Consider the following 25,840-nt stretch of genomic DNA (forward strand, 5'->3'; position numbering starts at 1 on the left):
GAACAGCCCGTCGACGAAGTTCACACCCGCCGCCGCCACGTCGACCAGCACCTGCCCGGCCCGCGGCACCGGCGGGTCCTCGTCGACCACCTTCAGCCCGCCCAGGTCCCCCACGGCCTCGCACACGACGCGTCGCATGACCTCATCCTCGCCCGTGCTCGTCGTCACCGGCGACACGGCGGCTCACGACGTGGACCGGTGCACCTCCCGGAACGACGCCCGTGGCGTGAGGACGCACAGCTCGTTGCCCTCGGGGTCGGCGAGCACCTCCCAGCTCACCTCGTCGCCCTGGCCGACGTCGACGGCCACCGCGCCCAGTGCCTGCAGCCGCGCCACCTCGGCCGCCAGGTCGCCGTCGGGGCCGGGCGCCAGGTCGAGGTGGAGGCGGTTCTTCACGGTCTTGGGCCCGTCGGGCACCCGGAAGAGGTCCAGTTGCGGCCCCCGACCCGAGGGCGGACGGAGGCTCCAGCCGTCGTCGCCGTCGGGCTTCCCCTCCCAGCCGATGGCCTCGCTCCAGAACCGGGCCAGAGCCGCGGGATCGGCGCAGTCGACGGCGATCGCCGCCCACGGCCCGGCGTAGGTCGACCGGGGCCCCAGCAGGCACAGCTCGTTGCCCTCGGGGTCGGCGAGCACCTCCCAGCCCACCTCGTCGCCCTGGCCGATGTCGATGGGCGTGGCGCCGAGGCCCTGGAACCGGGCGAGCTCGGCGTCGTAGTGGTCGCTCGACCGGGAGGCCAGATCGAGGTGCACCCGGTTCTTCCCGACCTTCGGGTCGTCGACCTGCACGAACTCCAGGCCGGGCGTGTCGTCGGGGAGCTCGCCGACGGGCGCCGCCACCGCCACCTCGTCGCCGTCGGGCGACTCGTACAGGATCTCCCAGTCGAGGGCGGCCGCCCAGAAGCGGGCCAACACGAGCGGGTCGGCGGCATCGACGACGATGCTCCAGAGACGGGTCGGCATCCGCCCATGTTGGCGCGGAATCCCCCGGCGTCCCCGGACGTTCTCGTTGGGCGACCGCTACGGAAGGACCACTCGACATGGCCGCACAGCTCGGGAAGATCGGCATCTGGACCGGGGCGATGCCCAACGACCCTGCCGAGGCGAGCGCCGCCGCCGCCGTGCTGGAGGACTGCGGCTACAGCGCCGTCTGGCTGGGCGGATGGTCCCAGGGCGACCTGGCCCGGCCCGAGGCGCTGCTGGCGGCCACCGAGCGGCTGATCGTCGCCACCGGGATCCTCGACGTCTGGACCAGCCCCGCGCCCGTCGTCGCCGCCAACCACCACCGCCTCGTCACCGCCTACCCGGACCGCTTCATCCTCGGCCTCGGGTCGAGCCACGCCGTGCTCGTCGAGGCGATGACCGAGGAGAGCTACGTGAAGCCGCTCAGCCGGCTGCGCAGCTTCCTCGACGACCTCGACGCCGCGGAGGTGCCCGTCCCTGTCGGCGAGCGCGTCCTCGCCGCCCTCGGCCCCAAGGCGCTGGCGCTGGCCGCCGAGCGCTCGGCCGGCGCCCATCCCTACCTGGTGACGCCCGAGTACACCGCCATCGCCCGGGAGCAGCTGGGCGAGGGACCGCTGCTGGCCGTCGAGCAGAAGGTGGTGGTGACCACCGACGCCGACGAGGCCCGCCGGGCCGGCCGCCGCTCGCTGGCCATCTACATGACGCTGCCGAACTACCTCAACAACCTGCGGCGGCTCGGCTTCGACGACGACGACTTCGCCGACGGCGCCAGCGACCGGCTGGTCGACGCCCTGGTCGCGTGGGGCGACCTCGACACCGTCAAGCAGCGCATCGACGCCCACCTCGACGCCGGGGCCGACCACGTCGCCGTCCAGGTGCTGTGGAGCGGCGACGAGCGCGCCCTCCCCGTCCCCGCCTGGAAGGAGCTCTCGGCGATCCTCCCGGCATACGCAGCTTGAGTCATCCGTGGTCGCCTAGTGGGACTCGAGTCGTTCGTGGTCGGAGACCGACCAGAGACGACTCGTCCTCGCCGCGGCGACCACGAATGACTCGGGCTGTCAGGGACGGAACGCGGCTCTGGCTGCCTGGCCGCCGACCCCGGCGGTGGTCCAGAACTCGTAGGTGCCCTGGTCCTGCAGCTCCTTGGCGGCGGCGACCAGGGCGCCGTAGGCCGCGTAGGCGAAGGCGCCGCCCACCGACACGCGGGCCACACCCAGCTCCGCCAGCTCGGCGACCGTCGGCCCGCCCGGCAGGGCCAGCACGTTCACCGGGCGGTCGACCGAGCGGACCAGCTCGCGCACGTCGTCCGGGGCGCTCACGCCCGGGGCGTAGAGCACGTCGGCGCCCGCCTCCTGGAAGCTCTGCAGCCGGGCGATGGTGTCGGCCAGGTCGGGCCGGCCGTGGAGGTAGTTCTCGGCCCGGGCCGTCAGCACGTAGCGCAGGCCCTCGTCACCCGGCTGCGCCGCCTCGACCGCCGCCGCCACCCGCTCGGCCGCCTCCCCGGCCGCGTAGATCGGGTCGTCGGGCCGGCGGGTGAAGTCCTCGATCGACCCGCCGGCGAGCCCCGCGTCGATCGCCAGCCGGACGGTCTCGGCGACGCCGGCGGGATCGTCGGCGAAGCAGTTCTCCAGGTCGGCCGACACCGGCACGTCGACCGCGCCGGCGATCGCCGCCCCGTGGGCCAGCGCCTCCTCCTGGGTCACGGCGTAGTCGAGCCGGCCCAGAGTCGCCGCGAAGCCGCTGCTGGTGGTGGCCAGCGCCTTGTACCCCAGCGACTCCAGCAGCCGGGCCGACCCGGCGTCCCAGGCGTTGGCGAGCAGCAGCGGCGAGTCGCCGTGGTGGAGCGCCAGGAATCGTTCGGCCTTCGTCGTGTCGGTCACCCGGCGACCCTACCGACGCGGCCCCGAGAGCCCGAGCGCGCCACCCGCTCGGGCCCTATGATCCCCGGCGGGACTGGGTTTCTGGGGAGTTGGGGAGTCCTGATGACCGACCACTCGACGGACAGCGCTGGGCCGAGCCGGCGCAAGCTGCTGGGCCTCGCGGGCGCCGGGGTCGGGTCGGTGACCGCCGCCGCCTGGGCCTTCACGAAAGGTCCCTTCCGGTCGGACGCCACGCTGACGGTCGGCCCGCCGCCCCCGAAGCTGGTGTCGCGACCGGCCGCCCACCGCGCCAGCGAGGCCGGCGGCTTCGCCAGCCGCGACGCCAGCTACGCCGCCGGCACCCCCGAGGTCGCCGTCGCCGACGCCACCCTGTTCGCCACCGCCAGCGAGGCGGCCGCCGCCACGAAGGTCACCACGCCGACCATCCTGGCCACCGACGATCCGGCGCTCCACCTGCTGCGGCGCGCCACCTTCGGCCCGACGCCCGCCCTGGTCGACGAGGTCCACGCCAAGGGCATCGACGCGTGGCTGGCCGAGCAGCTCGACCCCCAGTCGATCCCCGACGACGAGGCCGAAGGCGTGTGGGGGCAGTTCCCGCTCGCCGGCATGAGCCCCGACGAGGTCGTCCGCTCGATCGACCAATACACGTGGGACGCGATGTTCGCCTACGGGCAGGCCACCCTCGGCCGCCAGATCTGGTCGCAGCGCCAGCTGTTCGAGGTGATGGTCGACTTCTGGGCCAACCACCTGAACGTGGCGACACCGAGCGGTGCCGGCTGGGACGCCGGCCCGTCGTACCACAACGACGTGATCCGCCCGCACGCCCTCGGCTCGTTCACCGACATGCTGCTGGCCGCCATGCGCCACCCGGCCATGCTGAAGTACCTCTCCAACGACCTGTCCGACAAGGACTCGGTCAACGAGAACCTGGGCCGCGAGCTGCTGGAGCTCCACACCGTGGGCGTGGCGTCCGGCTACACGGAGGACGACGTCCGCAACAGCGCCTACATCCTCACCGGCCGCTCGGTGAACACCTCCGAGATGATGTCGGACATGGAGATGGGCGGCTCGGGTGCCGCCTTCGCCTTCGTGGCCGAGAAGCACTGGATCGACCCGGTGACGGTGCTCGACTTCACCCACCCCAACCCCACCCGGGAGGGCGGCCTGGAGGTGGGCGACGCCTACCTGCGCTACCTGGCGTCGCACCCGTCGACGGCGCACGGCATCGCCCGCAAGCTGGCCGTGCGGCTGGTGGCCGACGCCCCCTCCGACGTCCTGGTCGAGCGCATGGCCCAGGCGTACCTCGACTCCGGCACGGAGGTGAAGCCCATGCTCGACGTCCTGTTCCGCTCCGGCGAGCTCTGGGCGGCGGTGGGCCAGAAGGTGCGGCGCCCGCTGGAGAACGTGGTGGCTTCGGCCCGGGCGGTCGGCGTGCGACCGGGCGCCGACACCGCCAAGGCCGTGGAGGCCCTGTACTGGTACGCGAACCAGATGGGGCAGCGACCGTTGGCGTGGCCGTCGCCCGACGGCTACCCGGACGTCCGCCAGGCCTGGCGCTCCACCAGCGCCCTGCTGCACGGCTGGAACCTCCACCGCAGCCTGGTGCAGGGCTGGCAGGAGGGGCTGACCTACCCGGCGCCCGTCGAGCTCGTGGCGGGGCGGCCGGCGGCGACGGTCGGCGAGTACGTCGACAGCCTGTGCAACCGGCTCTGCCTCCAGGGGTTCGGCGCCGAGCACCGCAACGCCCTGCTCGCCTTCGTCGGGAAGGACCCCGCGGCCCCGACGGCGGGCTCGGGCCTCGACGACCCCAACGGCATGGCCCAGCACCTCGCCCCGCTGATCCTCGACTCGCCCTACTTCTCGCTGCGGTGATCCCCATGACCCCGTCCGACCACCCGCCCTCGCCCCCGCCCTCACCCGACCGGCTGCTGCAGGCGCGCGCCGCGCAGGTCGCCGACGACGAACGCCTCCGGCGCGACCTGTGGGGCTCGTTGGTCACCCGCCGGCGCGTGCTGGCAGGGATGGCCGGCGCCGCGGCATCCCCGCTGGTGACCACCCGGGCGTCGTTCGCCGCCCAGGCCACCGAGGGGACGCTCGTGGTGGTGTTCCTGCGGGGCGGCATGGACGGGCTGTCCGCCGTCGTCCCGGCCGACGACCCGCACCTCCTCGAGGCCCGCCCCAACCTCGCCGTGCGCAGCCAGTCGCTGCTGCCGCTCGCCCGCGGGTTCGGGCTGCACCCGTCGCTGGCGCCGCTGCACGAGCTGTGGAAGCGCGGCCAGCTCACCGCGGTGCCGGCCGTGTCGACCCCCGACATCTCCCGCAGCCACTTCCAGGCGCAGGACTGCCTGGAGCGGGGCGGTGCCACCACGGGCACCACCGAGGGCTGGCTCGACCGCGTCCTCGACAAGCTGGGCCCGGGCACGAGCTTCCGCTCGGTCGCGCAGGGCCACGGGATGCAACGGGCGCTGACCGGCGACCAGCCGTCGATCGCGCTGTCGGAGGTCGCCGAGTTCACGATCGCCGGCTGGGAGGGCATCCACGACCAGACGATCGAGGCGCTCGGCAAGCTCTACACTGGCGTCGACCCCGATCTGATGCACGACGTCACCACCACCCTCGGCGCCCTCGCCACCGTCGAGCAGCTCGCCGCCGACACGACGGCGACCACCACCGGCTACCCCGAGGGCGACTTCGGGAAGGGCCTGGCCGAGCTGGCCCGCCTCGTCAAGGCCGGGACCGGGCTGCGGGTCGCCTGCATCGACCTGGGCGACTGGGACACCCACGGGCACCAGGGCTCGGTCGACGGTGGCCTGCTCAAGGACCAGTTCGAGCGGCTGTCCGGTGGCCTGGCCGCCTTCGCCGCCGACCTCGGCGACAAGCTGTCGCAGGTCACGGTGGTGGTGATGACCGAGTTCGGGCGGCGCATCGAGGAGAACGCCAGCGCCGGCACCGACCACGGCCACGGCGCCGCGGTGCTGCTCATGGGCGGCAAGCTCAACGGCGGCACCATCCACGGCAACTGGCAGGGGCTGGCCCCCGAGGTGCGCGACCAGGGCGACGTCCCCGGCTCCAACGACTATCGCAACGTGCTCGGCGACGTGGTCACCGGCCGCCTCGGCCTCTCCGCCGCCGACATGGCCTCGGTCTTCCCCGACCACCGCTTCCAGCCCCTCGGCATCATGGCCTGACCCCCGCCCCGCCCCGACCCGAAATCTCGACGGAGATGGTGGCTATGACGCCACCTGTGTCGAGGTTTCGGTGTGGCTCACGGCCGGGACAGGATGCGGTCGAGGAAGCGGCGGGTGCGGTCGTGGCGGGGGTTGGTGAGCAGGTCGGCCGGTGGGCCGTCCTCGAGGATCCGGCCGGCGTCGAGGAAGCAGATGCGGTCGGCGATGTCGCGGGCGAAGCCCATCTCGTGGGTGGCGATCAGCATGGTCATCCCGCCCGCCTTCAGCTCGGCGACCACCTCCAGCACCTCCCCCACCAGCTCGGGGTCGAGGGCCGAGGTGATCTCGTCGAGGAGCATCACCTCGGGGTCCATCGCCAGCGCCCGCACGATCGCCACCCGCTGCTGCTGGCCGCCGCTGAGCTGGTCCGGGTAGGCGTGGCGCTTGTCGGCCAGCCCGAAGCGGGCCAGCAGCTCGTCGGCGCGGGCCTCGGCGTCGGCCCGGGCGATGCGACGGCCGCGCCGCGGCCCCAGCGTGACGTTGGCCAGCACGTCGCGGTGCGGGAACAGGTTGTACGACTGGAACACGATGCCGAACCGGCGGCGGATGGCGTCGTCGTCGAGGCCCGGCAGCGAGATGTCCTCGCCGTCGAGGAGGATGGCGCCGTCGTCGATGGGCTCCAACAGGTTGGCGCAGCGCAGCAGGGTCGACTTGCCCGACCCCGACGCCCCGATCAGGCACACCACCTCGTGGACCGCCAGGGTCAGGTCGATGCTCTGCAGGACGTCGCGGTCGCCGAACGACTTCCACACGCCCTCGAACCGCAGCTTCTCGGTGCCGGTCACGCCACTCGCACTCACGTTCCCCGCTCCTGGCGCTTCGCACCGGGCCGCTCGGGCCGCGCTCGCTCTTCGCCGGGCCTCGCTCGCAAGGGCGAGCTACGGACGGCCGCTCGCTCAGGCAAGCCGACCGCCGGAGATGCGGGTGCGCTGCCGGGACACCAGGTAGTCGGTGAGGCGGGTCAGCGGGATGGTGATCGCCAGGAACAGCAGCGCCGCGCCCACGTAGGACGTGAAGTTGAACTCCCGGGCCGAGTAGATCTGCGCCTGCCGGGCCGCCTCGATCGGGCCCAGGACGCCCACCAGCGCGGTCTCCTTCTGGAGGGCGATGAAGTCGTTGAGCAGCGGCGGGATCACCCGGCGGACCGCCTGGGGCAGCACCACGTGCCACATGGCCTGGGCCCCGCTGAGCCCCAGCGACCGGGCCGCGGCCCGCTGCGACTCGTGCACCGAGTCGATCCCCGCCCGGTACACCTCCGACACGTAGGCCGAGTAGCTCATCACCAGCGCCACCGTCGCCCAGAACACCGGGTCGTTGGGCACGCCCTCCAGGCGCAGCGCCGGCACGCCGAAGCCGAGGAGGAACAGGACCAGCAGCACCGGGATGCCCCGCAGCACGTCGACGTAGACGGCCGCCAGGACCCGCACCGGGAACAGCACTGGGCCCCGCGAGCTGCGGGCCAGCGCCAGCAGCAGGGCGAACACCAGGATGAACGCCTCGGCGATCAGGAACACCTTCACGTTCAGCCAGAAGGCGGGGGCGACGTCGGCCAGCGACGCCGTGAGGTCGTCCCACGAGAAGAAGCTCGCCCGCACCTCGTCCCAGCCGGGGGCGCTGACCACGGCCGCCACCAGCAGGCCGCCCACCACCAGGGTGCTGAGCGCAGCGATCAGGGTGGCGCGCCGGCGCTCGGCCCGCTCCGCCAGCGCCCGGCGGGTCGGCCCCGCCGGACGCACGGGCGGTGCGACTTCCACCAGCTACTCGACCGGGATCACCGGGGCGTCGACCACGTCGGACAGCCACTCCTGCTCGATGTCGTCGAGCCGGCCGCTCTCCTTCAGGCGAGCCAGAGCCTCGTTGGCGCAGTCGCGCAGCGGGTCGCCCTCGGTGAAGACCAGGCCGAAGGCGTCGCCCTCGCCGGCCTCGGCCGGGAACTGGCCGATGACCTTGGTGCCCTCCATCTCGACGGAGCTCACGTAGAACGCCGTGGGCAGGTCGAACAGCACGGCGTCGACCTGCTGGGCGTCGAGGGCCGCCTTGGCCTGGCTGTTGTCGTTGTAGACCGACGGCTCGGCGTCGGGCTGGATGACGTCGATGATGAAGTCGAGGCTGGTGGTGCCCACCTGGGCGCCGAGCTTCAGGCCCTGGAGGTCCTCCAGCGTGGTGGCGTCGGCCGCGGGCGAGTCCTCGTAGCCGACCAGCGCCTGGTTGGTCTCGTAGTAGGGGTCGCTGAAGTCGACCGCCTCCTCGCGCTCCTCGCTGATCGACACCTGGTTGATGTCGAAGTCGAAGTCCTTCTCGCCGGGGGCGATGGCGTTGTTGAAACCGACCACCGTCCAGGTGACCTCGCCCTCGTCGAAGCCCATCTCGTCGGCGACGGCGTAGGCCACCGCCGATTCGAAGCCCTCGCCGTTGGCGGGGTCGTCGTCCTGGAACCAGGGTGGGAACGCCGGGCTGTCGGTGCCGACGGTGAGCACGGTGTCGTTCACCAGCTCCAGGGCGTCGACGCTGCAGTCGGTCGCGCTCGCCCCCTCCTCCTCGGTGGTGCTGTCGCCGTCCGGGGTCGCCTCGTCGTCGTCCTCGCTGTCGCCGCAGGCCGCCGTGAACGCCACGAGCCCGACGGCGAGGAGAAGTGCTGTCGTACGTCTCGCCATGCCGGGCATTATTGCGCCGACTACGGGCGCTCCGAGTCGAGGAAGTGCTCGACGGCCCGCAGGCTGTCCATGAACGGCGCCGGGAACAGGATCGTGGAGTTCTTCTCGATGGCGATCTCGGCCAGCACCTGCAGGTTGCGCAGCTGAAGCGCCACGGGGTGGGCCTGGATGACGTCGGCGGCCTCGGCCAGGCGCCCGGCGCTCAGCGCCTCGCCCTCGGCGGCGATGATCTTGGCCCGCTTCTCGCGCTCCGCCTCGGCCTCCTTGGCCATGGCCCGCTGCATCGACTGCGGCAGCTCGATGTCCTTGAGCTCCACCATCTGCACGACGACGCCCCAGCGCTCGGCGGTGTGGTCGAGCACGGTCTTGATGTGCTCGTTGAGCGTCTCGGTCTCGCTGAGCACGTGGTCGAGCGACGAGCGGCCGACGATGTTGCGCACGGTCGTCTGGGCGATCTCGTAGACCGCCGAGTTCACGTTCTCGATCTCCAGGATCGCCTTCACCGGGTCGGTCCGCCGGAAGTAGGCGACCGCGGCCACGCCGATCGAGACGCTGTCCTTGGTCATGATCTGCTGCGACTGGATCGGCATGGTGACCGTGCGCAGGCTCACCTTCTCCATCACGTCGACCAGCGGGATCATGAAGCGGATGCCCGCATCGCGGACGTTGCGGAGCCTCCCCAGCCGGAAGACGACCCCCTTCTGGTACTGGTGGACGATCGCCACCCCGAGCCTGCTGCTCACCCTGGCCTCCCTCGGGCGCGCCTCAGCGCGCGTTGACCATGGCGTCGGCGGCCGATGCCATGTAGTCGAGCAGGCGGGCCTCGACGGCCGGATGGACGTCGCACTCGTCGAGCAGCGAGTCGATGGCGGCGTTCATGTGCCGCAGCCACGCGTCGCGCTCGGGCTCGCCGATCACGAAGGGATTGTGGCGCATCCGCAGGCGGGGGTGGCCGCGCTCGTCGGAGTACGTCGTGGGCCCGCCCCAGTACTGGGCCAGGAAGAGGGCCAGGTGGCGCTTGGAGCCGCTGAGGTCGTCGGGGTAGAGGGGACGCAGCAGGAGGTCGGTGGCGACCCGCTTGTAGAAGCGCTCCACCAGCTCCTGGAAGAACCCCATGCCGCCGAGGATGTCGTAGACGGTGGTGGGCCGGGACCCCTCAGGTGCCTCGACTTCCCCGTCACGTCCCTCGGTAGCCACGTGCCGGAGCGTACTGGGACCACGAGGTGCCCCTGTCCACGACCCGTCCGGTACCCATCCAACCACCCCGCCGCCGCCCCAAGCGGACTCGGGCTTCGCCGAGGCCGGTACTCTCCGGCACATGCCCTCAGGACGTGCCGGCTCCGGCTATCTCGTGCTCCCGGACGGTCTGACCAGCGGTCCCGGCGTCCTGGTCCTGCACTCGTGGTGGGGCCTGACCCCGTTCTTCAAGCAGGTGTGCGACCGCCTGGCCGACGAGGGGTTCGTCGCGCTGGCGCCCGATCTGCTCGGCGGCCGCACCACCGACGACCCCGACGTCGCCCGGGCGATGCTGGCCGACGCCGACATGGACGAGACGCTGGCGCTGGTCCGCTCCAGCCTGTTCAAGCTGCGAGGGCTGCCGGCGACGCCCGACGCCCCGGTCGGCGTGTTGGGCTTCTCCATGGGGGCGTCGTGGGCGCTGTGGCTGGCCAGCCGCGAGCACGCCCTCGTGGGCGCCACCGTCACGTTCTACGGGGCGCAGAACGTCGACATGGCCCCGGCGACCTCGGCGTTCCTGGGCCACTACGCCGAGCAGGACGACCTCGTCCCCGACGACGAGCTCACCCTCCTGGAGGCCGAGCTGCGCCTCCTGGAGAAGGACGTGACCTTCCACCACTACCCCGCCACCGAGCATTGGTTCTTCGAGTCCGACCGCCCCACCTACGCCGAACCCGCGGCCACCCTCGCCTGGTCCCGCACGCTCGACTTCCTCCACCACCACCTCGCCCCACCCGCAAACCCCGACGCCTAGACCCGGAGGCTGGCCTCGTCGAGTCGTTCGTTGTCGTCGCGACGAGGCGGAGTCGTCAGTGATCGGTCTCCGACCACAGACGACTCAAGTCCTGCCGAACGACCACAAACGACTCAAGTCACTCATCGACGTGTGGTGTGTCGTCAACCGGGACATGACCGATCGACCACGACCCCTCCACCTCCTGGGCCTCTTCCAGCGTCATCGGCTGCGCCAACGTGCGCAGGGCGAGGTCGACCGCCTCCGTCTTCGTGCGCAGCTGGTAGCGATCCATGATCCTCTGGACGCAGTCGTCGTCGATGTCGATGTCGACGCGGATTCTCGCCATCCACCCAGGGTGGCATGACTAGGTGAGCAGGGGGACGAACTCGGGTTCTTCGGGTTCCTCGGGGGCGTCGGTGGGGGTGGCGGTGGCGGTGGGCTGGAGCTCGCCGCTGGTCTCCTCGAGCTCGCGGCCGTGGGTGTCGGGGAAGAGGCGGGCGACCATGACGATGCCGACGATCGGGCCGAGGGCAAGGACCGTGGTGGTGACGGTCTGGTCGGTGAACTTGAGCAGGACCGCGGCGATGCCGAGGCTGGCGGTGCGGCCGACGATGGCCGACGTCGACGACCACGCCGTCGCCGAGCCCCGCACCGACGTGGGGAACAGCTCGGTCACGAACGTCTGCAGCACCGGGAACGACCCCATCGTCCCGATCAGCATCATCGACATGAACGGCAGCAGCGCCGGCGCCCCCGTGCCGTCGGGCAGCCAGAAGAACCCGGCGCCGCCGACCAGGCCCAGCACGGCGAACCCGCAGCCCACCAGCCGGCGCCCGAAGCGATCCGACCAACGGCCGGCCATCACCATGATCGGGATGCCGGGCAGCCCGCCCAGCACCATCATGTTGCCGGCCAGGGTGGCGCTCATGTCGCGCTCCGACTGCAGCCAGTCGATCGCCACCGTGCCCACCTGGTACGTCATGGCGAACAGGAACGTCGTCACCACCACCAGCCCCAGCCAGCGCCGGTGCGAGGGCGCCAGGATGTCCTGCCAGCGCTGCGCCAGGTTCCCGTCGTCGCGGGCCCGCTCGAAGCGCCGGCTCTCGCCGAGGCCGCGCCGCAGCCCGGCCACCAGCAGCAGCGGCGGCACCGCCACCACGTACATCCAGCGCCAGCTCAGCCCCAGCCCCTCGTGGAGCGGCCCGTAGAGCAGCGGCGCCAGCCCGGTGCCGAGGGCGATGTTCATGCCGATCAGCCCGAAGCCGAGACCCCGGGCCTCGGCCGGCAGCTCCTCGGCCGCGTACGTCCACACGATGGCGCTCTCCGCCACGATGAAGACGTTGGCGATCAGCTGGACGGCGGCGAACGTCTGCCAGTTCGGGGTGAGCGCGGTGAGCCCCGAGAACAGCGTGAAGCCGACCACCGTCCACAGCAGCATCGTGCGACGGCCCACCCGGTCGGCCAGGCGGGTGAGAGCCAGGGCGGGGACGGCACCGAGCGTGATGATCGCCAGCATCGCCGAGCCGCCCGACGGGTCGAGGTCGAACGTCTCCCGGATCTGCTTGAGCGCCACCGCCTTCACCGCGGTGTCGTAGCCGTCGAAGAACGCTGCCGCCCCCAGGAGCAGCAGGAGCACCACGTGGTGGCGCTCCAGGCCCCGCTCCGCGAACCGACGGCCGATGAAGCTCACGAGGGGACGGCCTCCTGCAGGGTGCCGTCGTCGTCACCGGGGAGCGGCCGGATCAGGGCCGCGGCGGCTTCGAGCTTCAGCGACGACACCATGATCCCCTCGCCCGTCGCGGGGCCGAGGAGGTCGAGCAGCGCCCGGTACGCCTCGCGATCGTCGATCAACGGCACCTCCGGCAGGTACTTCTTCCCGTACCGCTCGAAGTACACCAGCTGCTTGCCCAGCAGGAACGTCGCCCGGTCGAAGCCGCCGTCGAAGCCGTCCGACGCCATGAGCGCCCGCATCCGTCGCCGCTCCTCCCACCAGTACGCGAGCTGGTCCCGCTTGGTGTTGCGCTCCCGCTCGACCTGGGGTCCGCCCTCCGGGCCCATGATCATCGCCTGCAGGTCGACCTCGCCGATCGGCTTGTTGAACATCGGCTCGAGGTAAGCCCTCACCCACGCCGTCCAGCTCGCCTCGTCGAGGCCGAGCGTCTTGGCCAGCCCGCCACCGTACTGCTTCTCGATGTAGCGGGCGACGTCGGTCCAGGCCGAATCGTCGCCCAGGCTGCCCTCGAGCAGCCGGCGCAGGAACAGCGCGGTGTCCTCGTCCACACGCCCGACGATTCCCCAGTCGAGCACCGCCATCTTGCCGTCGGGGCAGATCAGCAGGTTGCCGGCGTGGATGTCGCCGTGGAAGGCGCCCAGGCACAGGAGGCCGGCGAACCAGGCCCGCAGGCACTCCCGCAGCGCCGGCCGGGGGTCGACGCCCATCGCCGCGATGCCCTCGTCGTCGTCGATCGGCACGCCCTCGATCAGCTCCATCACCAGCGTGCGGTTGCCACACAGCTCGTCGACGGGCTCGGGCACCTTGATCATCTGGGCGCCGATGCCGTCGAGCAGCGCCCGGAACCAGCGGATGCACTGGGCCTCGTTGGCCAGGTCGACCTCCTCGGCGAGCTGGGCGCCCAGCCCCCTGATCAGGGCGGGAAGCGTGCCCGCCACGCCCACGGCCACCTGGCGGCCCACGAAGTCGGCGATCGGGCGCAGGGTGGCCAGGTCGGTGGCGAGCGACCGCTTGATGCCCGGCCGCAGGATCTTCACCGCCACCTCGCGGCCGTCGACCAGGGTCGCCTTGTGCACCACCGCCAGCGACGCCGCGGCCAGCGGCTTCCGCTCGATGTGGGCGAAGATCTCCCCGATCGGGTTGCCCAGGTCCTTCTCGATGGCCTGCCGCAGCTGGCGGAACGGCACGGGCGGGCCGGAGTCGAGGCAGCCCCGGAACTCGTCGGCCACGTCGTCGCCGAACAGGCCGGGCGACGAGGCGATCAGCTGGCCGAACTTGGTGAAGGTGCCACCCAGGTCGTCGAACGTCTTGCGGACCGCCACGGCGACCGACTGGCGGTCGAGCGGGCCCCGGCGCCGGGCGACGGCCATGTGCCGGCTCAGTGACCCGAGGGCGACGGCGATGCGCCGGGTGAGCTGGGCGGCGCTGGGCGACGGCAGCTGCATCGGTGTGAGCAGCAGCGCCTGGTCGATCTCCTCGGCCCGGGTCCGCTTCGGCTTCGGCTCGCTCATGTGTCCTGCTCCTGCTGCTCGGAAGGTGGATCCTCGGGCTGGAGCGCACCGAGGAACAGGGCAACCGCTAGCTGGCCGACGCGCTCGAAGCTCGTCGCGAAGGTGCCGCTGACATGGCGGCGGTTGAGGCCATCGACCACCAGGTCGACCAGCTCGACCAGCGCCTCGGGGTCGTGGGAGGGATCGAAGCCGCCCGACCGCTGGGCGGCGCTCACCAGCGGGGCGAAGCGCTCGACCATCGACCGGTTGATGTCGCGGACGACGTCGTCGGTCTCGGCGTCGCCCGTCATCCGGGCTCGGAAGAGCGTGAGCGACGGCGACCGCTCGGGCCGGGTCAGGAGGTCCTCGGCGAAGCGCACGAGCAGGCCGCTCTCGCCTTCGTCGGGCCGGCCCTCGGCGGCGACGAGCGTGAGGGACTCGTTGACCTTCTCCTCGGTCAGGACCCGCAGCAGCTCGCCCTTCGAGGAGAAGTAGCTGTAGAGGGCGCCGGCCGACATGTCGGCCTCGTCGAGGATGGCGCGGGTCGTGGTCGCGTCCACGCCGTCCCGCTCGATCACGCGCCAGGCGGCGTCGAGTAGGTGCCGTCGCACCTGTTCCTTGTGAGCCTCGCTGACCTTCGGCACGTCACCCCCCAAACCGAACGCGCGCTCGATTTTCTACTGCCGGTAACTCACACGGTCAATGCAACATGCGTCACACGCCCCTCCCCCCGTGGCAAATTGCGTCCGAAAACCCGCATAGAGCGGGCGAATCAACGCAATTTCAGAGGGCGGCGCGGAGCTCGGCGACGAACTCGGCCGCCGCCTCCGGGCCACCGCCGTCGAGCAGGCGACGGACCAGGGCCGAGCCCACGATCACGCCGTCGGCCACCTGCGCCACCTCGGCGGCCTGGGCCGCGTTCGACACGCCGACGCCCACCAGCACCGGCTTGTCGGTGAGGGCCTTGAGCCGGGTGGCGATCTCCACCGCGCCGCGCTGCAGCTGGGCCCGCTCCCCCGTCACGCCCAGCAGCCCGATGCCGTACACCCAGCCCCGGGACCGCTCGCACACCCGCCGCAACCGCTCGTCGGACCCGGTGAGGGCCGCCAGCAGCACGGTGGCGACACCGGCGGCGTCGGCGGCCTCGGCCCACGGACCGACCTCCTCGAGCGGCAGGTCGGGGACGATCGCCCCGCTCACCCCCGAGGCCGCCAGCGACGTGGCGAAGCGCTCGTGGCCCACCCGGTGGACGCTGTTGTAGTAGGTCATGACGACGAGCGGGACGCCGCCCACGTCGAGCCGGCCGAGCTCGTCGACGATGCCCATCGGCGTCGCCCCGGCCGCCAGCGCCTGCTCGGACGCCTCCTGGATCGTGGGGCCGTCCATCACCGGGTCGGAGAACGGGATGCCGACCTCGATGGCGTCGGCACCGGCGTCGGCCACGGCCTCGACCACCCGCTCCCAGCCGGGGAACCCGCCGGTCACGTAGGGCACCAGCAGCTTCCGGCCCGAGTCGCGGGCGGCCCGCAGCACCTTCTCGAGGTGGGAGCCGTCGGTCATGTGTCGTGTCCCATCAGGGCGGCGACCTGGGCGACGTCCTTGTCGCCGCGGCCGGACAGGTTCAGCAGCACGGTCTTGCCGGCCAGGCGGTCGCGCTCCCGACTGACCCAGGCCAGGGCGTGGGCCGACTCCAGCGCCGGGATGATCCCCTCGGTGCGGGCCAGCAGCTCGAAGGCCTCCAGCACCTCGGGGTCGGTGACCGAGGGGTACTCCGCCCGGCCCGTCGCCTTGAGGTGGGCGTGCTCGGGGCCGACACCCGGGTAGTCGAGCCCGGCGGACACCGACTCGGCCTCCACCACCTGGCCCTCCTCGGTCTGCAGCAGGAACGACCGGGAGCCGTGGACCACGCCGGGGATGCCGTGGCCCAGCGCCGCGCCGCCGGCAGGCTCGGCGCCCACCAGCTCGACGTCGGGCAGGTCGACGAACCCGGAGAAGATGCCGATGGCGTTCGACCCGCCGCCCACGCAGGCGACGACGACGTCGGGGTCGCCGCCGGTGAGCGCCCGGCACTGCTCCCGGGCCTCGTCGCCGACCACCCGGTGCAGCTCGCGCACCATCCACGGGTACGGGTGCGGGCCCATCGCCGAGCCCAGGCAGTAGTGGGTGGTCTCGACGGTGGCGACCCAGTCGCGCAGCGCCTCGTTGACGGCGTCCTTGAGGGTGCGGCTCCCGGACGACGCGGGGCGCACCTCGCTGCCCAGCAGCCGCATGCGGAACACGTTGAGGGACTGGCGCTCCATGTCGACCTCGCCCATGTACACCATGCACTCGAGGCCCAGCAGCGCCGCGGCCGTGGCCGTGGCCACCCCGTGCTGGCCGGCGCCCGTCTCGGCGACCAGGCGCTTCTTGCCCATCCGCTGGGCCAGCAGCGCCTGACCGAGGACGTTGTTGATCTTGTGGGAGCCGGTGTGGTTGAGGTCCTCCCGCTTGAGCAGGATGCGGCAGCCCAGCACCGCGGAGAGGTTGAAGCACTCGGTGAGGCGCGACGGGCGGCCGGCGTAGTCGCGCAGCAGGCGGTCGAGCTCGCCCCGGAAGCCCGGATCGACCCAGGCCTCGCGGAACGCCGCCTCCAGCTCGTGGCAGGCGGGCACCAGCGTCTCGGGGATGTAGAGGCCGCCGAACTCGCCGAAGCGGCCCCGCTCCCCCGGGTCGCCCATCAGCGTGGGCTCGGGTTCGTCGGTCATGAGAGGTCGTCAGCCCAGTCGAAGGGTCGGTGTGCGGTGTCGCGGGCGTACTCGGGCGGCTCGGCGTCCCTGACGGCGTGGCGGACCGCGTCGAGGAAGGCCTTCAGCTTGCGGGCGTCCTTGTGGCCGGGGCTGGCCTCCACGCCGCTGGAGACGTCGACGCCCCAGGGCCGGATCCGCCGGATGGCGTCGCCCACGTTCGCCGGGGTCAGGCCGCCGGCGATCAGCACCCGCCGGTTGCTGGGGGCGCCCTCCGCCAGCGACCAGTCGAACACCTCGCCGGAGCCGGGGGTGGCCGAGTCGATGAGGATGACGTCGGCGCCCCAGTCGTCGGCGTGCTCCAGGCGGGGGTCGCCGGCCGGGAACGCCTTGAGCACCGTGCGCACCCGCTGGCGGATCCAGCGGGCCTCGTTGGGCGACTCGAAGCCGTGCAGCTGCGCCGCCCGCAGCCCGGTCTGGTTGACGATGTCGACCACCCGCTGGGCGGCCTCGTCGCGGAACACGCCCACGGTGGTGATGTCGACCGGCAGGCGCTTCACGATGTCGGCCACCTTCTGCGGCGCCACCTGGCGGGCCGACGGGGCGAACACGAAGCCGACGGCGTCCGCCCCCATGGCGACCGCGAGGAGGGCGTCCTCTTCGCTGGTCAGGCCACAGATCTTCACGAACACCGCAGGCAGGGTACTTGGCCCGCGGCGACCCTCCGAAGATGATTCGGATTCAGCCCGCGGCCCGGGGCAGGGGCAACTGCTCGTCGAGGAACTCGAACAGGCGGACGCCGGGCGCGAGGCGTGACGGCGTGCCGAGCAGGCGGTGCGCGCCCACCGCGAACGTCACCCCGGGCGGCGTCACCAGCGCGAGCTCGCCGAACCCGGCGGCCGCGAACCACTTCCGCACCTTGGGGATGATGTCGACGGGCTCCCGGTTGCGGGTCCAGACCACGACGGCACCCTCGGCGCACAGCCGGGGCAGCTGCTCGATGGTGAAGGCGATGTCGTCGTCGGTGACGTTGCCGAACACGCCGCACACCAGCACGAGGTCGGCGGGCACGGCGCCGGCGTACGCGTCGGTGAGGCCGGCGTCGGCGGTCACCACCTCGACGCGGTCGAGGCCGGCCCGGCGGGCGCGCTCGCGGGCGTGACGGGCGAGGCGGGGGTCGAGCTCCACCAGGCGGAGGTCCGTGTCGTGGCGCCGGGGGTGGCGGGCGAGGACGGGGATGACGTCACGGCCCTGGCCGGCGCACATGCTGACTACCTTCAGCGGCCGGTTCGGCGTGTCGTCGAGAGCCTCGGCCACGAGCTGCCGCACCACCATCAGCCGTTTGTGCAGCGAAGATCCCCGCTGGTCGTAGGCCCGGTGCCAGTCCACCCAATCCCGCACGGGCTCTACGCTACGACGTTGCGGAGCGCCGCCAGTGCGACGGCGGGGTCGGGTGCGGTGACCAGCGACTCGCCGACGAGGATGGCGTCGAAGCCGGCTTCGGCGAGGGCGTGGGCGTCGTCGGGGCCGCGGATGCCGGACTCGGCCACCTTCAGGACGTCGTCGGGGATGGCCTTGCCCACCCGGACCGCCCGCTCGTGGTCGACCTGGAACGTGACCAGGTCACGCTGGTTGACGCCCACCAGTGTCGCCCCGGCGGCGAGGGCCCGCTCCAGCTCCCCCTCGTCGTGGATCTCGACCAGGGCGTCGAGTCGGAGCTCGCCGGCGAGGGCGTGGAAGTCGGCCAGCTCGGCGTCGTCGAGAGCGGCGACGATCAGCAGCACGGCGTCGGCGCCCATGAGGCGGGCGTCGGCGACGTCGGTGGCGGTCACCGTGAAGTCCTTGCGGAGGGTGGGGAGGGTGGGGCTGGCGCGGCGGGCGGCCTGCAGGTCGTCGGGCGAGCCGCCGAAGAACTCCCGGTCGGTGAGCACCGACAGGCAGGCGGCGCCGCCTCGGGCGTAGGCCACGGCCAGGGCGGCGGGGTCGAGGTCGGCGGCCAGGTCGCCCTTCGACGGCGAGCGGCGCTTGACCTCGGCGATCACGGCCGGCCGCGTCGCCCCCCGGAGAGCGGCGGCGAACCCCCGGGTGGGCTCCGGGACAGCTCGGGCCTGCTCGACCAGGGCGTCGAGCGACCGGGTGTCGTCGGCCGCCGCGGCCTGGTGGGCGGCCAGGATCCGGTCGAGGTAGGTGGTCATGCGGTGATCGACGCTACCGGTCGGGAGAGAATGCTCCCCGCTCATGGCGCCTGCGGCACCGGGCCGCTCGGGCCGCGGCCTCCCGTTCGGTCGGCCTCAGCGCCGCCTGCGGGTCATCGCCCACATCGGGGCCATCACGAACAGGCCGAACGCCACGAAGAACCCCATCCCCGAGAACACCAGCAGGGCCGTCGAGGCGAAGAAGAACGCCCCGACCAGCAGGCCGATCGCCCCCAGCAGCGCCGCCGGCGGCAGCAACGCCCACCAGCCCTCGGGGGCGTAGGTGGGGCCGATGGGGCGGTCGTCGAGCAGGTCGGCCGACAGGTCCTCCACCACCTCGGTCCACTCGGCGGCCCACAGCGGGGTGGCGGCCGGTTCGGCCCGGCGGCCGCTCCTGCGGCGCCGGTTGACGGCGAGGAACTCGTCGTAGACGGCCCGGCGGGCGGGGTCGCGCAGGGCCGTCCAGGCGACGTTGAGCTCCTGCATCGCCGACTGGCTGCCCCCGGCGTCGGGATGACGGACCCGGGCGGCCTTGCGGTAGGCGAGGCGGATCTCCTTGGCCGACGCGGACTCCACGACGCCCAGCACCTGGTAATGGTTGGGCTCGTACCCCGCCGTGCTCATGGGATCGACCCGCGGCTCAGCCGACGAGGGGCAGCTGCCGGACCTGGGCCGCGGCCTTGTCGTCGTCGGTGACGACCGTGGCCTCGGCAGGCGGCTCGACCGACCGTCCGACGTAGGCCAGGGCGACGGGCGCCCCGAGAGCAGGCGAGTACGCCGCCGACGTGACCTCCCCCACCTCGGCGTCGCCGACCCGCACCCGGCTCCCGGGGGCCGGCAGGGTCGCCTCGGGGTCGAGCACCAGGCCCCGCAGGTGGCGGGGGACGTTGCCGCCCCGGCTGTCGATGCGGGCGACCAGCTCCTGGCCCGTGAAGCAGCCCTTGGTGAAGTCGACCGAGGCGTCGATCACCCACTGGCCGGCCTCGGCGGGGATGGTGCGTTCGGTCAGCTCGGCGCCCATGGCGGGCACGCCGGCGGTGATGCGGGTGGCCTCGACGGCCTCCGGCGACACGAGGGGGATGCCGGCAGGGAGGGCGACGTCGGGGCCGAGCAGGCAGGCGCCCTCGACGCCCGGCCAGCCGGCGGGCACCCGCACGGCGGCGGTCACCTCGGCCGCGGCGGCCGCCTCGACGGCGCCGGGGCCTCGGAGGACGATGCAGCGCCAGTCGTCGAGCAGCTCGACCTCCGCCTTGGTCCTCATCAGGAACCGCTTCAACCGTCCCACCAACGACTCACCCGATCCTGCTTCCACATCGAGTACGAACGTGTCGTCGGCCGTTCGCGTCACGCGTCCCCACACATCCACCTTCCCGGTGGGCTGTAGGACGAAGGTCCACGTGGTGGCCCCGACGTCGAGATCCTCCACGTTCTGGCTCAGCTGACCCTGCAGGTAGGCCACCGCGTCCGGCCCCGACACCCGCACCACGTCCCTCGACACCTCCACGGCCCCGAGCGTCACATAGAGGTCCACGATGCCCACGTCGGTCATCCGCCCAGTGTGGCAGCGCCACCCTCGGATACCCGCACTCTCTCGTCGTACCCCCTCCGCCTCGGCCCACCGTCACGCCAGAGCCAGACCTCTAGCAGCGGCCCACCGAGGAGAAACCAGAAGACGCCGAAACCCGTCAGCCACGGCCACCGGCTGGTCGGGTTCAGGAGCAGCCACCAGGCCGTCCACGGGATGCCGACGGCCAGACCGGTGAGGTACGGGTGCCGCGCCCGACGGTGCTCCCACCAGCCCGGCGGCTCGTTCGCCGGCGAGAACCGTCGGTCCTCCCAGACCACCGGCGACCGGTCGCGGACGACCGGCGTCGGGTCGTCCTCCCCCTCCGCGCCCACCTGGGTGACCGTAGCTCGGCGAGCGAAATTGCGACAGAAAATGGCCGAAATGGGCCGATTTCGTCGCAGTTTCGACGTAGCGTCCGACTGACCTCCCCCATCACCCCGATGGGAGAGCCGTGCCGAAGCTCGATCCGGCGATCGCCACCCTGTTCCGCCGGCAGCACGGTGTCGCCGCCGTTCGGCAACTCGTCGACCTCGGCGCCTCCCGCAAGGTCGTGTCCCGGCGGGTCGACGGCGGCGACTGGGTGCGGGTCGACCCACAGGTGGTGCGCCTCGGCGGCGCCGCATCCACCTGGGAGTCGCAGCTCCTGGCCTACGTGCTCTCCGCCGGCGACGGCGCCGTGGCGTCACACCGGGCGGCCGCCGTGCTCTGGGGCCTCGACGGATGCCGGAGGAGCGCCCCGGAGCTGACCGTCCCCCGGGAGCGGCGCTACCGCCGGGAGGGCATCCGGGTGCACCAGAGCAGCGACCTCGACCGGGTCGTCACCGTCCGCCGGTCCGGGATCCCGACCACCCCGATCGAGCGCACCTTGCTCGACCTCGGCGCGGTCGCACCCCGTAACGTCGTCCTGCTGGCCACCGACGACGCCCGCCGCCGGGCCCTCACCGACTGGGACCGGTTGCTCGACTGCCTGGTGCTCCACGCCCGACGCGGCCGCGACGGGGTCGGCACGCTGCGCGCCCTCGTCGAGAGCCACTACCGGGAGACGGCGGTCACGGGGAGCGTCTTCGAGCGCCTGGTGCACGTCCTCCTCTGCGAGGCGGGCCTGCCGACCCCGGTCCTGCAACACGAGTTGCAGGTCGACGGTCGCTGCTACCGCTTCGACCTGGCCTACCCCGGGACGAGGGTCGCGATCGAACTGGACGGAACGGTGCACCTGCGCCGGGAGGTGTGGGAGAACGACCACGTCCGACAGAACGCCCTCGTGCTGGCCGGATGGACGGTGCTCCGCTTCACCTGGCGCGACTACACCGAACGGCGCCTGGAGCTCGTGAGCGAGGTGCGGGCCGCCCTGAAGGGGCGACCTCACCTGTAATTGCGACAGAATCGGCCCGTTTCGGGCGGATTCTGTCGCAATTACGGGCGGGTGGCCGCGGTGCGGCGGGCGGCGGACATGCGGCGGGCGGCGGGGACCGCGGCGAGCAGGGCGCGGGCCTTGTTGTGGCACTCCAGGTCTTCGTGCTCGGGGACGGAGTCGGCGACGACGCCGGCGCCGGCCTGGACCGAGGCGCGGCCGGCATCGTCGACCACCAGGGTCCGGATCGCCAGCGCCGTGTCGACGTTGCCGGAGAAGTCGAGGTACCCCACCACGCCGGCGTAGGGGCCCCGCTTGGTGGGCTCCAGGTCGTCGATGATCTCCATCGCCCGCACCTTGGGCGCCCCCGACACCGTGCCGGCCGGCAGCGTCGCCCGCAGCACGTCGGCCGACGTGCGCCCCTCCGCCAGCTCGCCCGACACCTGCGACGTCAGGTGCATCACGTGGCTGTAGCGCTCCAGCGTGAGGTACTCGTCCATCTGCTCGGTGCCGAAGCGGACCACCCGACCCACGTCGTTGCGGGCCAGGTCGACCAGCATGACGTGCTCGGCGATCTCCTTCGGGTGCTCCCGCAGCTCCCCCGCCAGCCTCGCGTCCTCCTCGTCGGTGCGCCCCCGGCGGCGGGTACCGGCGATCGGGCGGGAGATGACCCGCCCCTCGCTCACCCGCACCATCGGCTCCGGCGACGACCCCACGAGGGTCAGCCCCGGCTGCCGCACGAAGTACATGTACGGGCTCGGGTTCACCTGGCGCAGCACCCGGTAGAAGTCGAACGGCTCGGCGCCGAGGTCGAAGTCGAAGCGCTGGGCCAGCACCACCTGGAAGATGTCGCCGGCCAGGATGTGCTCCCGGGCGGTCTCGACGGCCCGGCAGTACAGGTCCGAGCCCATCGTGGAGCGGACGTCGGGCGGCGGCTCGTCGGCCCGGGGCGGCTCGACCAGCGGCTCGGCCAGCCCCCGGGTGCCATCGGCGGCGAACTGCTCCAGCCGCACGACCGCCGAGTCGTACAGCTCGTCCAGCTCGGCGTCGGTCGCGCCCTCGGGGGCGATCACGTTGTCGATCAGCACCACCTGCTGGCGCCAGTGGTCGTAGGCGGCGATCTGGCCGATCACCGACACCACCGCGTCGGGGTGGCCCAGGTCGTCCTTGGGGACGTTGGGCAGGTGCTCCACCTCCCGCACCACGTCGTAGCCGAGGTAGCCGAGGAGCCCGCCGTGCAAGGGCGGCAGGTCGGGCAGCGTCGGCGCCCGCCAGGCGGCCAGCACCGCCTCGACCGCGGCGAGGATGCCCTGGTCACGGGGCACGCCAGCGGGGAGGGTGCCCGTGGTCGACACGTCGAGGCCCCGGGCGGTGAGCGTCGCCAGCGGGTTGCGGCCGCAGAACGACCAGCGGCTCCAGCGGGCCTCGCCGTGCTCGACCGACTCCAGCAGGAAGCCGGGCTCGTCGCCCACCACCCGGGCGAAGGCGGCGACGGGGGTGGTCAGGTCGGCCAGCAGCTCACGCCACACGGGGATGACCGTGTGGCTCCGGGCCAGTGCCCGGAAGTCGTCACGGGAGGGTGAGACCACGGGGTCAGGAAGCGGAGGTGGCGGTAGAGGTGGAGGTGGAGCCGAACGAGCGGAAGAAGCACGTGCGCTCACCGGTGTGGCAGGCGCCGGCGCCCTGTTGGTCGACCGAGAGCAGCAGCGTGTCGCCGTCGCAGTCGTAGTAGGCGCCCTTGAGCCACTGGACGTCGCCCGACGTCTCGCCCTTGCGCCACACCTCCTTGCGGCTGCGGCTCCAGAACACGGTGCGGCCCTCCGCGAGCGTGAGCCGCAGGGTCTCGTCGTTCATCCACGCCATCATCAACACCTGCCCCGAGTCGTGGTCCTGCACGATCGCGGGGACGAGTCCGTCGTCGTTGTAGCTGACCTGGGCGAGCTGCTCTTCGGTGGCGTCGATGGGTGTCGTGGCGGGCACGGGCGACATGCTACGACCGCGCTCCGTGCCCCCCGACACGGTTTACGCCCCGGGCGGGCCCGGCGGATCACCGAAGCGGGGTGGCCGCTTCTCGACGTACGCCCGGACGCCCTCGGCGTAGTCGGCCTCGCCCATCATCCGGTCGATCAGCCCCACCGACCGCTCCACCGACGCCCCGACGTCGCCGTGCAGGAGGTCGCCGTAGATCTGGCGCTTGGCCTCCCGGGTCGACGCCGGCGACACCTCGGTGGCCAGCCGGCGGGCGTAGCCGTAGGTGAACGGCAGCAGCTCGTCGGGCGGCAGGACCTTGTTGACCAGGCCCATCGTCGCCGCCTCCTCGGCCAGGACGACCCGCGACGACAGCAGCAGGTCGACGGCGTGGCCCGTCCCCACCAGCCGCGGCAGCACCCACGACAGGCCGTACTCGGCGGGCAGCCCCAGCCGCGGCGCCGACGTGGTGAGCTTGGCCCCGGTGGCGGCGAAGCGCAGGTCGCAGAAGCAGGCGAGCACCAGACCGACGCCCGCCGCCGGCCCGTTGACGGCGGCGATCACCGGCTTCGCCATGCCGAAGTGGAAGGCGAAGGCGTGGTCGAACTCGGGGCGGACGCCGTAGCCGGGCTCGGCCGGAGGCTCGCGCACGCCGTCGTCGTAGCCCCCGGCCTCCGCGTGCTGCTCGAGGGCCTGGGCGTCGGCGCCGGCGCAGAAGCCCCGCCCCTCGCCGGTCACGACCACCACCCGCACCCCGGGGTCGTCCTCGGCCTGCGCCAGCGCCCAGCGGTACTCGGTGTGCATCCGGCCGGTCCAGGCGTTGAGCCGGTGCGGGCGGTTCAGGGTGACGGTCGCGATGCCGTCGCCCACCTCGTAGCGGACGGCACGGAGGTCCATGAGCGTCGGGCTACAGGTAGAGGCCGGTGCTGGCGTTCTCGCCGAGGCGCACGGAGGCCACGGCGTGGACGTCGCGCTCGCGCAGGATGATGTACTCGTCGCCGCGCACCTCGACCTCGTAGCGGTCCTCGGGGTTGAACAGCACGTGGTCGCCCACCTGCATGGCCCGGGCGTTGGGGCCCATGGCGACCACCTCGGCCCACGCCAGCCGCTTCGACATCTGCGCCGTCGCCGGGATCAGGATGCCGCCCGACGTCCGCCGCTCGCCGTCGGCCGCCGACAGCCTCACCAGGATGCGGTCGTTCAGCATCTTGATCGGCAGCTTCTCGCCGTTGGTGTGCACGCCCTCGGTCACCCGAACGACCGTACCGCCTGGCCACGACACCAGCTACACCACCGAACGCCAGACTCTCGTGGCCCCAGGGCGGCCCTGGCCTTCGCCGTGTGGATCCTCGCGCTGCTCCACCGACCCGAGTCGAGTCGGCACTACTCGACCTACTGACTCACGACGGGCGGACGGTGACTCCCGCAGCGGCGAGGGTCTTCTTCGCGTCGCGGATCGTGTGGTGGCCGAAGTGGAAGATCGAGGCGGCCAGGACGGCGTCGGCGTGGCCGTCGAGGACGCCCTCCACCAGGTGGTCCAACGTCCCGACGCCGCCGCTGGCGATCACCGGCACCGGGACCGAGTCGCTGACGGCCCGGGTCAGGTCGAGGTCGAACCCCACCTTGGTGCCGTCGCGGTCCATCGAGGTGAGCAGGATCTCGCCCGCACCCCGTTCGACCACCTCCTGCGCCCAGTCGACCGCCCGCAGCCCGGCCGGCGTGCGGCCACCGTGCACGTACACCTCGTGGCCCCAGGCGTCGGCCCGCCGGCGGGCGTCGATCGCGACCACCACCGCCTGGCCGCCGAACTCCCGGGCCAGCTCGCTGACCAGATCGGGCCGGTCGACCGCGGCGGTGTTGACCGCCACCTTGTCGGCGCCCACCCGCAGCAGCTGCCGAGCGTCCCCCACCGAGCGGACCCCGCCGCCGATCGTGAACGGGATGAACACCTGCTCGGCGGTGCGCCGAGCCAGGTCGACGATGGTCTCGCGGCCGTCGGACGAGGCGGTGATGTCGAGGAACACCAGCTCGTCGGCACCCTCTGCGTCGTAGCGGGCGGCCAGCTCCACCGGGTCGCCGGCGTCGCGCAGGCCCACGAAGTTGACGCCATTCACCACCCGA

General features: G+C 72.5%; 29 protein-coding genes. 5 read left to right on the top strand and 24 right to left on the bottom strand.

What is annotated here, in order from left to right; translation table 11 throughout:
* Positions 1-183 precede the first annotated feature (183 nt).
* Positions 184-960, bottom strand: a complete 777-nt coding sequence (locus VK611_16870; protein ID HMG43006.1) for a VOC family protein — start codon at positions 958-960, stop codon at positions 184-186.
* Between the two features lie 77 nt (positions 961-1,037).
* Between VK611_16870 and VK611_16875 the strand changes: the two genes are divergently transcribed.
* A complete protein-coding gene (locus VK611_16875; protein ID HMG43007.1) occupies positions 1,038-1,919 on the top strand; it encodes an LLM class F420-dependent oxidoreductase in 882 nt (293 codons plus the stop codon).
* 99 nt (positions 1,920-2,018) lie between these two features.
* On the opposite strand, the gene VK611_16880 is transcribed toward VK611_16875, so the two are convergent.
* Positions 2,019-2,840, bottom strand: coding sequence for an isocitrate lyase/phosphoenolpyruvate mutase family protein (locus VK611_16880; GenBank protein HMG43008.1), 822 nt, complete (start codon positions 2,838-2,840; stop codon positions 2,019-2,021).
* A 102-nt stretch (positions 2,841-2,942) separates the two neighbouring features.
* On the opposite strand from VK611_16880, the gene VK611_16885 reads away from it, so the two are divergent.
* Both VK611_16885 and VK611_16890 read left to right on the top strand, forming a co-directional pair.
* The gene (locus VK611_16885) at positions 2,943-4,712 is read left to right on the top strand and encodes a DUF1800 domain-containing protein (protein ID HMG43009.1); all 1,770 of its coding nucleotides are present in this window, start codon (positions 2,943-2,945) and stop codon (positions 4,710-4,712) included.
* A gap of 5 nt (positions 4,713-4,717) precedes the next feature.
* Positions 4,718-6,028 (top strand): DUF1501 domain-containing protein, encoded by a 1,311-nt coding sequence (locus tag VK611_16890; GenBank protein HMG43010.1) that lies wholly within the window; start codon positions 4,718-4,720, stop codon positions 6,026-6,028.
* A gap of 77 nt (positions 6,029-6,105) precedes the next feature.
* Here the strand turns inward: VK611_16890 and VK611_16895 are convergent, their stop codons facing one another.
* The 5 genes from VK611_16895 to VK611_16915 all read right to left on the bottom strand — a co-directional run bounded on the left by VK611_16895 (position 6,106) and on the right by VK611_16915 (position 9,918).
* On the bottom strand, positions 6,106-6,867 hold the full coding sequence (locus VK611_16895) for an amino acid ABC transporter ATP-binding protein (protein ID HMG43011.1): 762 nt from the start codon (positions 6,865-6,867) through the stop codon (positions 6,106-6,108).
* A gap of 96 nt (positions 6,868-6,963) precedes the next feature.
* Positions 6,964-7,821 carry an amino acid ABC transporter permease gene (locus VK611_16900; GenBank protein ID HMG43012.1) on the bottom strand — a complete coding sequence of 286 codons (858 nt, stop codon included), beginning with the start codon at positions 7,819-7,821 and terminating at the stop codon, positions 6,964-6,966.
* Between the two features lie 3 nt (positions 7,822-7,824).
* Complete coding sequence (locus VK611_16905; protein HMG43013.1) at positions 7,825-8,721, bottom strand: ABC transporter substrate-binding protein; 897 nt, start codon at positions 8,719-8,721, stop codon at positions 7,825-7,827.
* A gap of 20 nt (positions 8,722-8,741) precedes the next feature.
* The gene (locus VK611_16910; protein ID HMG43014.1) at positions 8,742-9,464 is read right to left on the bottom strand and encodes a slipin family protein; all 723 of its coding nucleotides are present in this window, start codon (positions 9,462-9,464) and stop codon (positions 8,742-8,744) included.
* Positions 9,465-9,486: 22 nt separating this feature from the next.
* Complete coding sequence (locus VK611_16915; GenBank protein ID HMG43015.1) at positions 9,487-9,918, bottom strand: globin; 432 nt, start codon at positions 9,916-9,918, stop codon at positions 9,487-9,489.
* Positions 9,919-10,039: 121 nt separating this feature from the next.
* On the opposite strand from VK611_16915, the gene VK611_16920 reads away from it, so the two are divergent.
* The gene (locus tag VK611_16920) at positions 10,040-10,711 is read left to right on the top strand and encodes a dienelactone hydrolase family protein (GenBank protein HMG43016.1); all 672 of its coding nucleotides are present in this window, start codon (positions 10,040-10,042) and stop codon (positions 10,709-10,711) included.
* Positions 10,712-10,829: 118 nt separating this feature from the next.
* Here VK611_16920 and VK611_16925 read toward each other — a convergent pair whose 3' ends face one another.
* The 12 genes from VK611_16925 to VK611_16980 all read right to left on the bottom strand — a co-directional run bounded on the left by VK611_16925 (position 10,830) and on the right by VK611_16980 (position 20,732).
* Positions 10,830-11,039 carry a type II toxin-antitoxin system VapB family antitoxin gene (locus tag VK611_16925; GenBank protein ID HMG43017.1) on the bottom strand — a complete coding sequence of 70 codons (210 nt, stop codon included), beginning with the start codon at positions 11,037-11,039 and terminating at the stop codon, positions 10,830-10,832.
* An 18-nt stretch (positions 11,040-11,057) separates the two neighbouring features.
* Complete coding sequence (locus tag VK611_16930) at positions 11,058-12,383, bottom strand: MFS transporter (GenBank protein ID HMG43018.1); 1,326 nt, start codon at positions 12,381-12,383, stop codon at positions 11,058-11,060.
* Entirely contained in the window at positions 12,380-13,936 is a 1,557-nt protein-coding gene (locus tag VK611_16935; GenBank protein HMG43019.1) for an AarF/ABC1/UbiB kinase family protein, read from the bottom strand. The genes VK611_16930 and VK611_16935 overlap by 4 nt, the downstream gene beginning before the upstream one ends.
* On the bottom strand, positions 13,933-14,526 hold the full coding sequence (locus VK611_16940; GenBank protein ID HMG43020.1) for a helix-turn-helix domain-containing protein: 594 nt from the start codon (positions 14,524-14,526) through the stop codon (positions 13,933-13,935). Before VK611_16940 ends, VK611_16935 begins: the two co-directional genes overlap by 4 nt.
* Before the next feature lie 172 nt (positions 14,527-14,698).
* Entirely contained in the window at positions 14,699-15,475 is a 777-nt protein-coding gene (gene trpA, locus VK611_16945; protein HMG43021.1) for a tryptophan synthase subunit alpha, read from the bottom strand.
* On the bottom strand, positions 15,472-16,659 hold the full coding sequence (gene trpB / locus VK611_16950; GenBank protein HMG43022.1) for a tryptophan synthase subunit beta: 1,188 nt from the start codon (positions 16,657-16,659) through the stop codon (positions 15,472-15,474). The genes trpA and trpB overlap by 4 nt, the downstream gene beginning before the upstream one ends.
* Positions 16,656-17,330, bottom strand: coding sequence for a phosphoribosylanthranilate isomerase (locus VK611_16955; protein HMG43023.1), 675 nt, complete (start codon positions 17,328-17,330; stop codon positions 16,656-16,658). Before VK611_16955 ends, trpB begins: the two co-directional genes overlap by 4 nt.
* Positions 17,331-17,379: 49 nt before the next feature.
* Complete coding sequence (locus VK611_16960; GenBank protein ID HMG43024.1) at positions 17,380-18,039, bottom strand: methyltransferase; 660 nt, start codon at positions 18,037-18,039, stop codon at positions 17,380-17,382.
* Positions 18,040-18,044: 5 nt separating this feature from the next.
* On the bottom strand, positions 18,045-18,833 hold the full coding sequence (gene trpC, locus VK611_16965; protein HMG43025.1) for an indole-3-glycerol phosphate synthase TrpC: 789 nt from the start codon (positions 18,831-18,833) through the stop codon (positions 18,045-18,047).
* Positions 18,834-18,929: 96 nt separating this feature from the next.
* A complete protein-coding gene (locus VK611_16970; protein ID HMG43026.1) occupies positions 18,930-19,457 on the bottom strand; it encodes a J domain-containing protein in 528 nt (175 codons plus the stop codon).
* A 16-nt stretch (positions 19,458-19,473) separates the two neighbouring features.
* On the bottom strand, positions 19,474-20,382 hold the full coding sequence (locus VK611_16975; protein ID HMG43027.1) for a glycine cleavage T C-terminal barrel domain-containing protein: 909 nt from the start codon (positions 20,380-20,382) through the stop codon (positions 19,474-19,476).
* Positions 20,379-20,732 (bottom strand): hypothetical protein, encoded by a 354-nt coding sequence (locus VK611_16980; protein ID HMG43028.1) that lies wholly within the window; start codon positions 20,730-20,732, stop codon positions 20,379-20,381. Before VK611_16980 ends, VK611_16975 begins: the two co-directional genes overlap by 4 nt.
* 119 nt (positions 20,733-20,851) lie before the next feature.
* Here VK611_16980 and VK611_16985 point away from each other — a divergent pair, with 119 nt between their 5' ends.
* A complete protein-coding gene (locus VK611_16985) occupies positions 20,852-21,772 on the top strand; it encodes a DUF559 domain-containing protein (GenBank protein HMG43029.1) in 921 nt (306 codons plus the stop codon).
* Positions 21,773-21,813: 41 nt separating this feature from the next.
* On the opposite strand, the gene VK611_16990 is transcribed toward VK611_16985, so the two are convergent.
* The 5 genes from VK611_16990 to hisF form a co-directional block, all read right to left on the bottom strand.
* Positions 21,814-23,340, bottom strand: a complete 1,527-nt coding sequence (locus VK611_16990; GenBank protein ID HMG43030.1) for a chorismate-binding protein — start codon at positions 23,338-23,340, stop codon at positions 21,814-21,816.
* Between the two features lie 4 nt (positions 23,341-23,344).
* Entirely contained in the window at positions 23,345-23,740 is a 396-nt protein-coding gene (hisI, locus tag VK611_16995; GenBank protein HMG43031.1) for a phosphoribosyl-AMP cyclohydrolase, read from the bottom strand.
* A 33-nt stretch (positions 23,741-23,773) separates the two neighbouring features.
* The gene (locus VK611_17000) at positions 23,774-24,616 is read right to left on the bottom strand and encodes an enoyl-CoA hydratase-related protein (GenBank protein ID HMG43032.1); all 843 of its coding nucleotides are present in this window, start codon (positions 24,614-24,616) and stop codon (positions 23,774-23,776) included.
* A gap of 10 nt (positions 24,617-24,626) precedes the next feature.
* Complete coding sequence (locus VK611_17005) at positions 24,627-24,971, bottom strand: co-chaperone GroES (GenBank protein ID HMG43033.1); 345 nt, start codon at positions 24,969-24,971, stop codon at positions 24,627-24,629.
* Between the two features lie 148 nt (positions 24,972-25,119).
* A partial coding sequence (hisF, locus tag VK611_17010) for an imidazole glycerol phosphate synthase subunit HisF (protein ID HMG43034.1) occupies positions 25,120-25,840 on the bottom strand: 721 nt, incomplete at its 5' end.

It is taken from the genome of Acidimicrobiales bacterium (genome assembly GCA_035316325.1).
Classification (GTDB): domain Bacteria; phylum Actinomycetota; class Acidimicrobiia; order Acidimicrobiales; family VFJN01; genus DASXTK01.